The sequence below is a fragment of the Nocardioides bizhenqiangii genome (assembly GCF_034661235.1).
GTDB lineage: Bacteria > Actinomycetota > Actinomycetes > Propionibacteriales > Nocardioidaceae > Nocardioides > Nocardioides bizhenqiangii.
The window spans coordinates 4,119,895-4,134,615 of the sequence record NZ_CP141059.1 but is presented as its reverse complement, the minus strand read 5'-3'; the positions used below and the strand labels follow the sequence as shown (position 1 = coordinate 4,134,615).

General features: G+C 70.3%; 11 protein-coding genes and 1 tRNA gene. 6 read left to right on the top strand and 6 right to left on the bottom strand.

Features of this window, described 5'->3' with window-relative positions; genetic code table 11:
* Positions 1 to 20: 20 nt before the first annotated feature.
* Positions 21 to 4,841 (top strand): ThuA domain-containing protein, encoded by a 4,821-nt coding sequence (locus SHK19_RS20110; protein WP_322937276.1) that lies wholly within the window; start codon positions 21 to 23, stop codon positions 4,839 to 4,841.
* A gap of 238 nt (positions 4,842 to 5,079) precedes the next feature.
* Positions 5,080 to 6,087, top strand: coding sequence for a sugar phosphate isomerase/epimerase family protein (locus tag SHK19_RS20105; protein WP_322454627.1), 1,008 nt, complete (start codon positions 5,080 to 5,082; stop codon positions 6,085 to 6,087).
* Between the two features lie 64 nt (positions 6,088 to 6,151).
* Here the strand turns inward: SHK19_RS20105 and SHK19_RS20100 are convergent, their stop codons facing one another.
* Positions 6,152 to 6,520 (bottom strand): VOC family protein, encoded by a 369-nt coding sequence (locus SHK19_RS20100; protein ID WP_322454628.1) that lies wholly within the window; start codon positions 6,518 to 6,520, stop codon positions 6,152 to 6,154.
* 92 nt (positions 6,521 to 6,612) lie between these two features.
* On the opposite strand from SHK19_RS20100, the gene SHK19_RS20095 reads away from it, so the two are divergent.
* Both SHK19_RS20095 and SHK19_RS20090 read left to right on the top strand, forming a co-directional pair.
* Positions 6,613 to 7,188: a TIGR03086 family metal-binding protein gene (locus SHK19_RS20095; protein WP_322937275.1), complete on the top strand. Its 576-nt coding sequence runs from the start codon at positions 6,613 to 6,615 to the stop codon at positions 7,186 to 7,188.
* 55 nt (positions 7,189 to 7,243) lie between these two features.
* A tRNA-Ser gene (locus SHK19_RS20090) sits at positions 7,244 to 7,331 on the top strand.
* Between the two features lie 59 nt (positions 7,332 to 7,390).
* On the opposite strand, the gene SHK19_RS20085 is transcribed toward SHK19_RS20090, so the two are convergent.
* The gene (locus tag SHK19_RS20085; protein WP_322454630.1) at positions 7,391 to 8,077 is read right to left on the bottom strand and encodes an acetoacetate decarboxylase family protein; all 687 of its coding nucleotides are present in this window, start codon (positions 8,075 to 8,077) and stop codon (positions 7,391 to 7,393) included.
* A gap of 90 nt (positions 8,078 to 8,167) precedes the next feature.
* Here SHK19_RS20085 and SHK19_RS20080 point away from each other — a divergent pair, with 90 nt between their 5' ends.
* The gene (locus SHK19_RS20080; protein ID WP_322454631.1) at positions 8,168 to 8,860 is read left to right on the top strand and encodes an Ig-like domain-containing protein; all 693 of its coding nucleotides are present in this window, start codon (positions 8,168 to 8,170) and stop codon (positions 8,858 to 8,860) included.
* Positions 8,861 to 8,905: 45 nt separating this feature from the next.
* Here SHK19_RS20080 and SHK19_RS20075 read toward each other — a convergent pair whose 3' ends face one another.
* The 4 genes from SHK19_RS20075 to SHK19_RS20060 form a co-directional block, all read right to left on the bottom strand.
* Positions 8,906 to 9,067, bottom strand: coding sequence for a hypothetical protein (locus tag SHK19_RS20075; protein WP_322454632.1), 162 nt, complete (start codon positions 9,065 to 9,067; stop codon positions 8,906 to 8,908).
* Positions 9,064 to 9,447 (bottom strand): hypothetical protein, encoded by a 384-nt coding sequence (locus SHK19_RS20070; RefSeq protein ID WP_322454633.1) that lies wholly within the window; start codon positions 9,445 to 9,447, stop codon positions 9,064 to 9,066. Before SHK19_RS20070 ends, SHK19_RS20075 begins: the two co-directional genes overlap by 4 nt.
* A complete protein-coding gene (locus SHK19_RS20065) occupies positions 9,444 to 11,129 on the bottom strand; it encodes a glycoside hydrolase family 13 protein (RefSeq protein WP_322454634.1) in 1,686 nt (561 codons plus the stop codon). The genes SHK19_RS20070 and SHK19_RS20065 overlap by 4 nt, the downstream gene beginning before the upstream one ends.
* Before the next feature lie 130 nt (positions 11,130 to 11,259).
* The gene (locus SHK19_RS20060) at positions 11,260 to 13,593 is read right to left on the bottom strand and encodes a LuxR C-terminal-related transcriptional regulator (protein WP_322937274.1); all 2,334 of its coding nucleotides are present in this window, start codon (positions 13,591 to 13,593) and stop codon (positions 11,260 to 11,262) included.
* 316 nt (positions 13,594 to 13,909) lie between these two features.
* Between SHK19_RS20060 and SHK19_RS20055 the strand changes: the two genes are divergently transcribed.
* The gene (locus tag SHK19_RS20055; RefSeq protein ID WP_322454636.1) at positions 13,910 to 14,719 is read left to right on the top strand and encodes an alpha/beta fold hydrolase; all 810 of its coding nucleotides are present in this window, start codon (positions 13,910 to 13,912) and stop codon (positions 14,717 to 14,719) included.
* Positions 14,720 to 14,721 lie beyond the last annotated feature (2 nt).

Below are 14,721 nucleotides of genomic sequence, written 5' to 3'. Positions count from 1 at the left end.
CCATCTCGAAGGGAGCCGTGATGACCATCATCACGAAACGGACAACCAGAGCGCGGCGCGTGCTCGCGTCGTCCCTAGCCAGCCTCGTCGCGCTACCGCTCGGCGCGTTGGCGGTCGCCACTGCGCTCGCGCCGGCGGCACAGGCGCACGACGGTCACGGGGAGACCGAGCCGTTCGACGCCCTGGTCTTCTCCAAGACCGCGTCCTTCCGCCACGGCTCGATCCCGGCGGGCATCGCAGCGATCGAGCAGCTCGGATCCGACCACGGGTTCACCGTCGACACGACGGAGGACGCGACCGCGTTCACCGACGAGAACCTCGCCCAGTACGAGGTCGTGATCTGGCTGTCGACGACCGGTGACGTGCTGAACGCGGAGCAGCAGGGCGCCTTCGAGCGCTACATCGAGAACGGTGGCGGCTACGCCGGCATCCACGCTGCCTCCGACACCGAGTACGACTGGCCCTGGTACGGCGAGCTCGTCGGCGCGTACTTCCAGAACCACCCGCCGGGCACACCCGGCGCGACGGTGAAGGTCGACGACCACGCGCACCCGTCCACCAGCGGTCTTCCGGCCCGCTGGGACCGGACCGACGAGTGGTACAACTACCAGTCGAACCCGCGCGGTGACGTGCACGTGCTCGCCTCGCTCGACGAGTCCAGCTACTCCGGCGGCACCATGGGTGCCGAGCACCCGATCAGCTGGTGCCGCGACTACGACGGCGGACGTTCCTGGTACACCGGGATGGGCCACACCGACGCGTCCTACTCCGAGCCGGAGTTCCTCGACCACATCCTCGGGGGCATCAGGACTGCGGCCGGCGTGCAGGACGCCGACTGCGCCGCCACCTTGGAGGGCAGCTTCGAGAAGATCGCCCTGGACGACAACACCGCGAACCCGATGGAGCTCGCCATCGCTCCGGACGGGCGGGTCGTCTACGTCGACCGCAACGGCGAGGTGAAGGTGATCAAGCCCGACGGCGCGGTCACCACCGCCGGCGAGCTCGACGTCTACACCGGCCAGGAGTTCGGCCTGCTCGGCATCGCCCTCGACCCCGACTTCGACACCAACGGGTGGGTGTACCTCTACCACTCGCCTGCCGGTGCCGAGCCCATCGACCGGGTTTCGCGCTTCACCATGGAGGGCGACACCCTCGACCTCGACAGCGAGACGGTCGTGATCGACATCCCGGTCCAGCGCCAGCAGTGCTGCCACGCCGGCGGCGCCTTGGAGTTCGACCTCGACGGCAACCTCTACATCACCACCGGTGACAACACCAACCCGTTCGACTCGGGTGGGTTCGCGCCGATCGACGAGCGCGCCGGCCGGGCTGCCTGGGACGCGCAACGCACCTCCGCCAACACCAACAGCCTCAGCGGCAAGGTCCTGCGGATCACGCCCCTGGCCGGCGGCGGCTACGACGTCCCCGACGGCAACCTCTTCGCCGACGGCGTTGCGCTGACCCGTCCGGAGATCTTCGCGATGGGCTTCCGCAACCCGTTCCGGATCGGTCTGGACGAGCAGACCGGCAACATCCTGGTCGCCGACTATGGACCGGACGCGGGCTCGGTCAATCCGAACCGGGGTCCGGACGGGCGGGTCGAGTGGAACATCCTGTCCGAGCCCGGCAACTACGGCTGGCCGTACTGCGTGGCGGACAACACGCCCTACAGCGACTACAACTTCGCGACCAGCACGTCTGGGCCCGCCTTCGACTGCTCGGCGCCGGTCAACAACTCGCCGAACAACACCGGCCTGGTGGACCTGCCGCCGGCGATCCCGGCCGACCTGTGGCAGGGCAAGTCCACCACCGGGACCCCCGAGATCGGCGGGAGCGGCGCGCCGATGACGTCGGGCACCTACGCCTACGACGAGGACTCGGCGTCGGACCGCAAGTGGCCGGAGTACTTCGACGGCAAGGCGATCTGGGCGGACTGGAACGACAGCCGGCTCTTCGAGGTGCAGATGAACGACGACCACACCGAGGTCGCCGACGTCACCCGGCTGCTTCCCGGACTGGAGATGACCCGTCCGCACGCACTGCAGTTCGGACCGGACGGCGCGCTGTACCTGATCGAGTGGGGCAGCGGCTTCAATGGCAACAACACCGACTCCGGCATCTACCGGATCGACTACGTGTCGGGCAACCGGGCACCGGTCGCACGGGCGACCGCGGACCAGACCTCGGGACCGGCTCCGCTCACCGTGCAGTTCGACGGATCGGGATCCACCGATCCCGACGGCGAGTCCCTCACGTACGCGTGGGACTTCGACGGCGACGGCACGGTCGACAGCACCGATGAGTCGGCTTCACACACCTACGACGACGTGGGGGACTACACCGCCCGCCTGACGGTGACCGATGAGGCGGACCGCACCGGCGTCGCCAACATCGACATCGTCGTCGGCAACACCGCACCCGAGGTCACGTTGGTCGCTCCTGTCGACGGCGGGTTCTTCGAGTTCGGCGACACGATGGACTACCGGGTCGAGGTCACCGACGCCGAGGACGGCGAGATCGACTGCGAGAACGTCGTGGTCCAGCCGGCGCTCGGTCACGACGAGCACTCGCACGGCTACGAGCTGTACCACGGGTGCGAGGGCACGATCCCGCTGGCCGGGGACGAGGGACACGTCGGGGCCGACATCTTCGGCACCATCACCGCCACCTACACCGACGGTGGCGCCGAGGGTGCCTCCGAGCTGACCGGTCGGGACACCGTGGTCGTCCACACCAAGCGCAAGGAGGCTGAGTTCTTCGACGAGACCGGTCGGCTCGCAGGCTCGCCGTCCACCGGTGATCCCGGTGTGACGACGGAGATGACGGGCGACCCTCAGGGCGGCGGCCAGAACATCGGATTCATCGAGGCCGGCGACTGGATCGCGTGGGACGTCATGAACCTGACGAACATCGACGCGATCGCCCTGCGAGCGGCGTCGCCGAACGGCGGCGGCGCGACCTGGGAGGTCCGTTCCGGCGCCCCCGACGGTCCGGTCGTCGCGACGATCGCGGTGCCGAACACCGGTGGGTGGCAGAGCTACCAGACGATCCCGGCGGACGTCGTCGATGACCACACCGAGAGCGGCCCGCTGTACTTCGTACAGACGGCCGGCGGGTCCAACGTCAACTGGATCGAGTTCCAGGGACGGGGCGTGACCGAGAACCGTCGCCCGGACCTCACGGCGACGGCCGACGTGGTGTCGGGTCCGGCGCCGCTCGAGGTCTCGTTCAGTGCCGATGCGACCGACCCGGACGGGGACGCCCCGATCGAGTTCGACTGGGTGTTCGGTGACGGAGGGACGGCCGAGGGTGCCAACCCGACGCACACCTTCACGGCGCCCGGCGTCTATGACGCGAAGGTCACCGCGACCGACTCCCGCGGGGCGACGTCGACGAAGACCGTCACGATCACCGTCCAGGAGGACCTGCCGACCTGCTTCACCGGCCGGTCCGACGACTTCGTGGGCACCGCGCTCGACCTGGACCGTTGGGACTCCTCGGTGCGGGTGAACTCGGAGCTGACGGTGTCGGACAGCCAGCTGCACATCCCGCTGACGGCGACCGACATCTACGGAAGCGGCGGTACGCAGACACCGAACATCGTGCTCCAGCACCTTCCTGGTGGTGCCTTCACGATGACCACGAAGGTCACGCTGGAGGCCGAACGGGCCTACCAGCAGGCCGGGCTGATCCTGTACGGCGACGACGACAACTACATGAAGCTGTCCCTCCAGGGTCGGAGCAACACTCCGAACCGGTCGGCCAACATCATCCAGTTCGCGTCCGAGCTGGCCGGGACCGCCACGGAGACCAACAGCGCAGGTCTGGGGGCGGACTTCCCCAGCACGGTGTGGCTGCGCCTGTCGAGCAGCAACGGTCTCGACGTGACCGCGTCGTACAGCCGTGACGGCCAGGACTACGTGGAGGTCAACGGCACCCGTTCGCTCAGCGGCATCAACGAGCCGCGGATGGGTCTGTTCGCACTCGCCAACCAGGCGGCGGCGGTTCCGTTGACGGCACACTTCGACTACTTCCTGCTCACCCCCGATGACACGGCGACCCCGTGCGAGTCGGAGGCGCCGGAGGTCGAGGCCACCCTGTCGCCCGAGGCTCCGAGTGGGGCGAACGGTTGGTACCGCGCACCGGTGACCGTCACTGCCACCGCGAGCGGCGGTGCCGGCGCCCTGGAGGTCGAGCGCCGCATCAACGGTGGCGACTGGGGGGCCTACGCCGACCCGGTGGTGGTGGACCAGGACGGTGAGCACACGGTCGAGTTCCGGGCCACCGACTCCGAGGGCAACCAGTCGGAGCCGGCAGAGGTCACCGTGAAGGTCGACGCCACGGCACCATCGGTCGCGGTGGCCGGGATCACCCCCGGAGACGAGCTTCACGTGGCCGCCAGGCGCGGTGTGCTCATCACCCCCGAGGACACCACCTCCGGGGTCGCCCATCAGGTCGTGCGGGTCGACGGGCAGGTGATCTCCGCGCCGTACACCCTCGACGCGATCCTGCTGCTGACCGGTCGGCACCTGCTGGCCGTCAAGGTCACCGACCAGGCCGGCAACGTCACGGTCACGCGGACGGCGTTCCACGTCGTCGCGAGCTACGCCGGTGGGCGGAAGCTGGTCAACCGGCTGGCGGGCGAGGACCGCCTCGAGGACGCGGTCGCACAGGAGATGAGAGGCCTCCTGACCGCGGCCCAGCGGGCCGATGACCAGGGCGAGGAGCGGCAGGCGCGCCTGACGCTCCGTGCCTTCACCGAGCTGGCCGGTCACGCGTCGGACCCTCCGGCGCGGGTAGCCCTGAGAGATCTGTCCCAGGTGCTCAGGAGTCAGCTCTGAGGCTGGGATGAGGAGATGTCCGTCATGACCCCGACCGTGTGCCGGCCGCACCAGCGGTCGAGCGCGCCCGGTCCCCCGAAGGGCGGCCCCTCAAGGGGGCCGGGGTGTCGGTGGTCGGCAACGGACGAAGGGAGCGGACCTACCCGCTTCCTGCGGTCGACGCCCGGGGCAGCGCGCTCCGTCCCGGGCGTCGGCCGCGCATCGCAGGACAGCAACGATCGACAACAGGAGGACGACGATGCCACGACCAGTCACGCTCTTCACCGGCCAGTGGGCCGACCTGCCACTCGAGGAGGTCGCCCGGCTGGCGTCGGAATGGGGGTACGACGGCCTCGAGATCGCGTGCTGGGGCGACCACCTCGACCCCTGGGCGGCGGCGGAGGACGACGCGTACGTCCGCGCGAAGCTCGACGTCCTCGAGAAGTACCAGCTGTCCGTCTACACGATCTCCAACCACCTCAAGGGGCAAGCGGTCTGCGACGACCCGATCGACGCCCGGCACCAGGCGATCCTGCCCGCTCGGATCTGGGGTGACGGCGACCCCGAGGGGGTGCGCCGGCGCGCGGCCGAGGAGATGAAGGCGACCGCCCACGCCGCGGAGCGGCTCGGCGTCTCTACCGTGGTCGGGTTCACCGGATCCTCCATCTGGAAGTACGTCGCGATGTTCCCGCCGGCGTCGGAGGAGATGGTCGCCGCTGGCTACCGGGACTTCGCCGACCGTTGGAACCCGATCCTCGACGTCTTCGACGAGTGCGGCGTCCGGTTCGCTCACGAGGTCCACCCCTCGGAGATCGCCTACGACTACTGGACGACGCACGCGGCGCTGGATGCGATCGGGCACCGGCCGGCGTTCGGGCTCAACTGGGACCCGAGCCACTTCGTCTGGCAGGACCTCGACCCGGTGGGCTTCCTCTGGGACTTCCGCGACCGGATCTATCACGTCGACTGCAAGGACGCGAAGCGGCAGGTCGGCAACGGCCGCAACGGCCGGCTCGGGTCGCACCTGCCGTGGGCCGACCCCCGGCGCGGCTGGGACTTCGTGTCCACCGGCCACGGCGACGTGCCGTGGGAGCAGAGCTTCCGGATGCTCAACACCATCAGGTACGACGGTCCCATCTCGGTGGAGTGGGAGGACGCCGGGATGGACCGGCTCGTGGGTGCGCCCGAGGCGCTCGAGTTCGTACGCCGGCTCGCTTTCGATGCTCCGGCGGCCGCGTTCGACGCGGCCTTCGCCACGGAGGACTGACGACCCACCCGTCACCGACCGACGACCGCGCCCACGTGGCGCGGTCGAGGTCGGGACGGCTCGGTCAGGCGAGTCCTGTGGTCTCGGAGGCGGCAGCGACGCAGAACTCGTTGCCTGCGGGGTCGGTCAGGGTGACCCAGCGGAAGTTCTCGTCACCCCTGCGTTCGACCAGCGAAGCACCGGAGGCCAGCAGGCGATCGACCTCGGCGTCGAGGTCGGCCGCGGTCAGGTCGAGGTGGAGCCGGTTCTTGCCCGGGGTGGGGGCCTCGACCAGCTGGAAGGCGACCGTGAGGGGGAGGGTGCCGCCCGACACCAGCACGAACGTGCCGCCGAAGGGGTCGGCAACCTCTGCGCCGAACTGCTCGGACCACCAAGCCGCGAGCCCTGTCGGGTCGGTCGTGTCGGTCGTGACCATGCCAAGGGTGAGCGTCATGGGGCGGACGCTAGCGACGGCCACCGACAGCGCTCTCGACGTCGCGTCCGGCTCACCGATGAGTCCGGACCCGACCTGAGGTCTGCACGGAGATGGAGACCCTCGACCTCGTCCCTGCCGTCACGAACCTCCGCGGCCTGGTCGCGTCCGTCTCGGACGACCAGCTCACCGCGCAGACGCCCTGCCCGGACTACTCGGTCGGCGACCTGCTCGACCACATCGGTGGCCTCGCGATCGCGTTCACCGGTGCGGCGCGCAAGCTGCCGGTGCCCGGCTCCGAGGAGGGCGGGAGCGGCGACGCCTCGCGCCTCGAGCCCGGATGGCGCGAACGGATCGACCGGGACCTGGCCGACCTGGCGGAGGCGTGGGACGACCCGGCGGCGTACGAAGGGGAGGCCACCGCCGGCGGGGTCACGATGCCCGGACCGATCGCGGCCTCGGTCGCGCTCAACGAGGTCGTCGTCCACGGCTGGGACCTGGCGACGGCGATCGGCCGCCCGTTCGAGGCCGACGATGCGGCCGTCCATGCCTGCATGGCCTTCGCCGAGCCGTTCTCCACCCCCGAGACGGCCGACCAGCGCGGCGACGCGTTCGGTCCGGTCGTGCCGGTGCCGGACGACGCGAGCCCGCTCGTGCGGCTGCTCGGGATGATGGGCCGCCGGGCCTGAACGTCCTCCCAGCACGATTTCAACCACACGAACCTGCTCCGGTAACCTTCCCGGCGGTGGCGTGTCCGAGCGGCCGAAGGTGCATCACTCGAAATGATGTGTGGGGCAACCCACCGTGGGTTCAAATCCCACCGCCACCGCCAGTCAGAGATCCCGTCAGGACGTGCGTCCGGGCGGGATCACTGCTTTCGCCCCCAAGGCATCAGAGCGGGACGGGCTCCTCGAAGCGCGCCTGCATCCGCTCGGTCCACGTGCTGAGGACCACCGACTCGGGCGAGATGCTCAACGAGGCGAGCTCCTTGGCGATCGGGTGGTCGCCGAGGGTGAGGGCGACGTCGGCGCCGAGGTGCACTCCGCTGCCGCTCCCGCCCTGGGTGAACCGGGTGACGTGCGGGCGGCCGTCGATGAGGGTGTACGCCGCCATCGGGAGCGGCGGCATCTCGTCCGAACCACCGCGCGGCACCGTGACGTCGACGACGAGCTGGCCGTCCATCGTGAGGACCCAGCGGCTGGTGGTGTCGGTGTTGGTCACCTCGATCTGCTCGACCGACTTGGGGAAGCCCCAGATCCGGTTGCCGGCCACGCAGGTGAACTCCTCGGTCACCGGGAGGTGGGTGATGAAGGTCCCGTCCTCGCCGCCGCCCTCCGGGCGCACGAACAGGATGGTGCCGACCTCGAGGTACGAGCCGAGGTCGTTGTCCCGGTAGTCGATCAGCGCGAGCGCGACCTGCGCCCGCCCGGGCGCGGACTCGGTGACCTCGAATCCGGGCGGGGCGAGGGAGCGGGCGGCGTCGAGCGCGACGTCGAAGATCACCGTGGCGCTCGATCCGTCGCGTACGTCGACGGGCATGGTCACGGTCCTGCCGAGGATGTCGTGGCTCGCGGTCACGACCGCAGTAGAACACGTTCTAGGCCAGAAGTTCCAGCGCTGTTCGGTCGAAACCCGACGGCCGGGTGGCAGGGCACCTAGGTTGTCGCCATGCCAGCATCTCGCGGACTCCGCGCCGTCGCCGTCGTCTTCGCCCTCGCCGCCTGTGTCGGGGTGACGCTCGCGGCACCGGCAGCGGCGGCGCCCCCGGTCGTCCAGGACGACCACAAGTGGATGTATCCCAACCAGTTCCGGACGATCGACGTGCTCGCCAACGACTCCGACCCGGATGGCGACGAGCTCGCCATCTGCCGCGTGGATGATGGACCGGAGGACGCGGAGTACTTCGCCGGCGTCGAGGACAACAAGCTGTTCGTGGCCACCGGTGACGACCCCGGCGAGGACATCGTCATCCACTACTACGTCTGCGACTTCGAGACGCTGGTGCCGGCGACCCTGACGATCTCCTTCCGCGAGCTGCACCCGATCGAGGTCGTCAAGCTGGACCGTCCCGGCCTCCTGCGCGTGAGCAACGACAACTCCCGCGTCGTCCGGTTCCTCTACGGAAGTTTCCGTCAGGAACGGCCCGACGGCAGGACGCGCGTGTTCCCGCACGACTCGGTCGTCATCCGGGTGCACCGCCACAGGATCGACTGGCTCGCCTACTTCCCGCGCGGCGGCATCCTGGTCGGCATCGGCCACGTCCGCGGGATCGAGCTGCCTGCCGACAAGGTCAGCGACGGCGACCGTGCGGGGATCCCGCTCGGCCGCCGAGAGGCGAAGCTGTGGGGAGCGCAGCGCTGACGCGCTGACCCGCGGCAGCGACCACTCTCTCGATGGCCGTGTCGATCACCCTGGGCCGGGAAGCGGCCCGGGCTGGTCGGTCACGTAGGTGACCCGGACGCCGTCCGGGCACGGGGCGCTGCTCGTGATGGTGCCGCCTCCCCATGCGATGGCGACAACGAGCATGTTCAGCTCGTCGGACGAGACGGTGACCGAGTGCCACATCATGACGACGACCCCCGGTTGGTCTGCAGACCGTGGTCCGGGACCGGATGGCTCCCGTGACCAGCCGCGGCGAGGTGGCTCGCGACGACGACCGGCGTCCGCCCGTCGTCGTTCCTCCTCAGGACCAGGTGCTCGACGACGGTGAGGTGGCGGAGGTCGGGGACGACGAGACCCCACGCGGCCTCGTCGCGGGCCAGCTCGTCCATCAGCGCGTGGAAGACTCCGGCGGGGCTGCCCTGCTCCACGTAGACGGTCCCGAGGCTGAACTGCTCGCGGTGCGCGAAGGTGGCGAGCTCGGCCTCCGCCCGCTGGATCCCGGTGCCGTTCGACAGGCGGTCCGCCCGGATGTAGCCGAGCAGGACCGGACGCGGGTGGTTGCTCATCGGGTCACCTCGAGCACGAACCACCCGGCCGTGTGCGGGGGCAACTTCTCCCCCACCTCGGGATCGCTGCCGATCAGGAGCTGTGAGCCGACGGGCGCGCAGACCGGACGAGCGGAGCAGTTGACGATGCAGGCGACGCCGTCGCCACGCGTGAACGCGAGCACGCCGGGCTCGGTCGACAGCCACCGGAACCGGTCCGAGGACAGGGCGGGAACGCGTCGTCGAAGGGCGATGGCCTGACGGTAGAACAGGAGCATGGACTCGCCGGACTCGAGCTGCCGGTCGACGGAATGGTGGGCGAACCAGTCGGGCTGGGGCAGCCACGTGGCGGCGTGCGCGCCGACGGGGGAGAACCCGAAGGAGTCCTGTCCGGCCGCCCAGGGCAGGGGGACGCGGCAGCCGTCGCGCCCCCGGCGCGCGCCGTTGGTGCGGTGGAACATCGGGTCGGTCAACACGTGGTCCGGGAGGTCGGTGACCTCGGGCAGACCGAGCTCCTCGCCCTGGTAGAGGTACGCGGAGCCCGGCAGTGCGAGCATGAGCAGGGCGGCCGCTCGGGCCCGCCTGGATCCCAGGTCGATGTCGCCTGGGGCGACTCCAGGGGATCCTCCGCCGTAGCGGGTGACGGATCTCGGCATGTCGTGGTTGTTCAGCACCCACGCGACGGGGGAGTCCCATGCGGCGACCGTGTCGAGGCCGCGCTCGATGACCTCGGAGAGCGCCTGCGCGTCCCACGGAGCCCGTAGGAACTCGAAGAAGAAGCACTGGTGGAGCTCGTCGGGGCGTTGGTACGCGGCGAGCTCGGCGGTGTCGAGCAGGCCGACCTCGCCCACCAGCACCCGCTCGCATCCGGTCTCCTCGGTGTACTCGTCGGCGAGCGCCCGCCAGCGGCGCCACACGTCGTGGACCTCGGGTTGGTTCCAGGCGTGCGGGTTGATCGGGTCGCCGGTCAGCTCGTCGTCGATGGCGAACGGGTGGTCGGGCAGTCCCTCGAGCTTGTGCAGCCCGTGTGCGACGTCGATGCGCAACCCGTCCACGCCGCGGTCGAGCCAGAACCGGAGCACGTCCTCGAAGTGCTCGGCGACGTCGGGGTTCGCCCAGTTGAAGTCGGCCTGCTCCGGGGCGAATGCGTGGAGGTACCACTGGCCCGGCGAGCCGTCGGGTTCGCTGATCCGGTGCCACGCGGGTCCGCCGAAGATGGAGCGCCAGTTGTTGGGCGGCAGCTCGCCGTACTCGCCGCGGCCGTCGGCGAAGTGGAACCGGGCCCGTTCGGGGCTGTCCGGACCGGCGGCCACCGCGGCGGTGAACCACGGGTGCTCGACCGAGCAGTGGTTGGGGACGATGTCGATGATGACCTTGATGTCGAGCCGGTGCGCGTCGTGCACCAGACGGTCGAACGCGACCAGGTCGCCGTACTCGGAGTGGACCGCCTGGTAGTCGCTGACGTCGTAGCCGTGGTCGTGCTGGGGCGACCGGTAGAACGGGTTGAGCCAGATCCCGTCGATGCCGAGGCTGCGCAGGTAGGGAAGCCGGGAGCGGAGGCCGTCGAGATCGCCGATGCCGTCGCCGTCGGAGTCCTGGAAGCTGCGGACGTAGACCTGGTAGACGACGCCGTTCCGCCACCACCTTCGGGAGTCGCGTGACCGATCGCGGTGGCTGGGGATGGCGATCGGCTCGGCAGACATCGGGGGACCTCGGGGGTGGGGGAACGGCGTCGCGCCCAGCCTTGCGCCGCCAGCCGGTCCGGGCATCCGGACAGATACGGGGATCGGTACGGAGATGCCGGCACTACGTACGTCGGACGCGCCTCGGGGGTCAGCGCGACAGGTGCTCGGCGACCCAGCTCGCGACCTGGGCGCGGGAGCTGATGCCGAGCTTCCCGAGGACGTGCTCGACGTGGGTCTCCACGGTGCGCTGGGAGATCACCAGTCGCGCCGCGATCTCCTTGTTGCTCAGGCCCTCGGCGAGCAGCTCCGCGACCTCCCGTTCCCGTCTGGTGAGTCCGCCGGGAGCCTCCGCTCCGCCCCGACCGGAAAGGGCGCTCGTCGGGGGTTCTGCGCCGGCGTCGTCCCCCATTGCGAGCGACATTGCCTCGTCGAGCGAGTACGACGCCCCGTCCGCGAACGCGCGCTCGAAGGCGGCCGCGCCGATGGCCGCGGCCACCGCTTCCTGCGACCCCTTCTCGACCTGGCTGTAGGGGCTGGTCTCGTCGATCTTCGCGCCGCTGATCCGCCAGACCGCGTGGGATGCTCCCAGAAGTCGAGCTGCTCGCTCGTCAGGAGACGTCGACGCCGCGCACCATGACAGCGCCTGGACGCCGAACCCGATGCCGGTCAGGTCGTTCAGGGGCTGGAACAGCCGCACGCACTCCCGCAGGTTGTCGACGGCCCGGCGATACTCGCCCGCGCGCCAGCTCGCGATGCCGACGCACCAGAGTGCGTACGCCTTCGACGACAACGCACCGTGCTGCTCCGTGAGCGCCAGCGCCTGTTGGCTGAACTCGCCGTCGCGTGGATCCTGCAAGAAGAACGTGGCCGCGGCCAGCAGGACCAGGGTGTCGAACTCGCCGACCGGTTCGTCCAGCGCGCGGAAGCGGGCACGGGCGTCCTCGAGCAGCGCGATCGCAGCAGGTAGGTCTCCGTGGTAGAGAACGGAGTGTCCGCGGAGCTCTGCGATGCGCGCCCGGAGCAGGTCGTCGTCGAACCGCTCGGCGAGGTCGGACGCCTCTGCCAGCATCGTGCCCGTCCGGCCGAGGTCGCCGGCGATCAGTGCCAGGTAGGCGGCTGCCCACAGCCCGTGGGCGCGGGCCGGGGTGGGCTCGCGGGCAACGTCGATCGCCCGCGTCAGGTAGCGGTACCCCTCGCGGAGGAAGCCCGCGAACCAGAAGTTCCAGAGGGGTGCGGCGATGTCGAAGACGGCCGCCGCTTCGCCCGGGTCCTCGAGGGCGAACTCGAGGGCAGCCCGGAAGTTCCCCTGCTCGCGCCGCAGGCGGATGTACCAGTCCGCCTGGTGCTGACCGAAGCCCTCGGCGGCGAACCGCTCCGCCAGGGACCGGTAGTGGTTGCGGTGGCTGACCCTCAGGTCACGCATCGCGCCGGCGGCGAGCCGCTCCTCGCCGTACTGCCGGATGGTCTCCAGCATCTGGTACCACGCGGTCGTGTGGCTCGTCGCCTGGATCCGGATCACGATCGACTTGTTCACCAGGCTCGCGACGAGGTTCAGGACGTCGGCGGTCGGAAGCCCCTCTCCGCTGCAGACTTCCTCGGCCGCCTCGAGGTCGAAGCCTCCCGAGAAGACCGAGAGCCGCTCCCAGAGCAGCTGCTCGGCCGGAGAGCAGAGCTCGTAGCTCCAGCCGACGGCGGCGTCCAGCGCCTGGTGCCGCGCTGGTACCGCCGACCGGCCGCTGGTGAGCAGCCGGAAGCGGTCCTCGAGCCGGTCGAGGATCTGCACCGGTGACAGGGTCCGCAGCCAGACCGCGGCCAGCTCGATGGCCAGCGGGATCCCGTCGAGCCGCCGGCACAGCTCGACCACGGCGTCGCGGTTGCCGTCCGCGACCTCGAAGTCCGGCGCGACGGCGGCTGCGCGGTCCAGGAACAGCCGCACCGACTCGTAGTGGGCGGCGTCGCCGGCCGTGACCTGGGCGGCCGGCGTGCTCAGCGGCGGCACCGCGAGGATCTGCTCGCCCTCGACGCCGAGGACGTGGCGGCTCGTGGCGAGGATACGCAGATCGGGAGCCGCTGCCAGCAGCTTGCTGACCAGCACCGCGCAGGCGTCGGTGAGGTGTTCGCAGTTGTCGAGCACCACCAGGAGCCGTCGCGGCTCCAGGTAGGCGGCCAGGTCGCTGGCCGGGTCGGCCGAGACCTGGCGCAGCTCGAGGGTGTTGGCCACGGTGTGCGGTACCAGCTGGGGATCGTGGAGGGCGGCGAGCTCGACGAACCAGACCCCGTCGGGGAAGGTACGTCGGACCTCGGCCGCCATCCGCAGCGCGAGCCGGGTCTTGCCGACCCCGCCCGCGCCCGTCAGGGTCAGGATCCGGCTGCTCGCGAGCAGCCGCCGCGTCTCGCTCAGCTCGTGGCGCCGGCCGACGAAGCTCGTCAGCTCGGCCGGGAGCGCACCCCGGACCGACGCCGTAGACCTCGTCGTCGCCATCGCGGTCCGCCTCCGCCGTCCAGCCACAGACAGCCGTGGGTACGCCAGCACTCGACGTCCTTGCGCGCCGACGTGCATCCGAGGACGTCAGTCTAGGGCCCGGAACGCCGGTGAGCGGATGGAAGGAGCACCACGCCTCTCCCCACGTGCCGACCCCGGGCCGGCGGGTGTGACCCAGGCCCCGGGTGGCCTGGGTCACATTCGCTCGCGGGCCTGCGGGGCGACCCGGTAGACATCTCCCGGTAAGCCTGTACAACGTGTACAGGTAACTCGGTGCTCACAACGGGGCGAGCGTTGCCCGGAGGCGGTAGAGCGGATGCTGGCGTACGAACGTTTCGGATCCGGCGAACCGCTGGTCCTGGTCCACGGGATCAGCCACCGCCGCCAGGCCTGGTACCCCGTCACCGAGCAGCTCGCCGAGCATCGCGAGGTCATCCTGTTCGACCTTCCCGGCCACGGTGAGTCGCCGGACCTGGTCGCCGACGACCGCTCGGTGAAGGACGTACTCCAGGAGGAGCTCGTCGCGCTCTTCGCGGAGCTCGACCTCGACCGTCCCCACATCGCCGGCAACTCGCTCGGCGGGCGGATCGCGCTGGAGGCCGCCGCCGACGGACTGGTGAGCAGCGCGACCGGCCTCTCGCCCGCAGGCTTCTGGAAGGGCGACCTCGACTTCCTCTACATCCGCGCCCACTTCGCGGCGCTCCAGGCCTCCGCGCGCGTGGTGAAGCCGGCGGCGCCGACGCTCGCCCGCTCGGCGTTCGCGCGCAAGGTGCTGCTCGCCTCGCTGATGACGCACGGCGACCGGGTCGACGCCGAGAACTTCCTCGGTGACCTCAGCTGCATGGTGGCTGCCCGCCCTGCCCTGAAGCGGATCTTCAAGGAGGGCGTTCCGTTCGACGCCGACATCGCCGCGGACATCCCGGTGACCATCGCCTGGGGCACCAAGGACCGGGTGCTGCTGCCCTACCAGGGCGAGCGGGCGCGCAACCAGCTTCCCGGCGCCGAGCACATCTGGCTCGAGGGGAGCGGGCACGTCCCGATGGCCGACGACGTCCAGGGCGTCGTCGACGCCCTGCTGCTCGGCTCGTCGCACGGCCTGCGCTCGACCGTCGCCGACGTCGCCTGAGC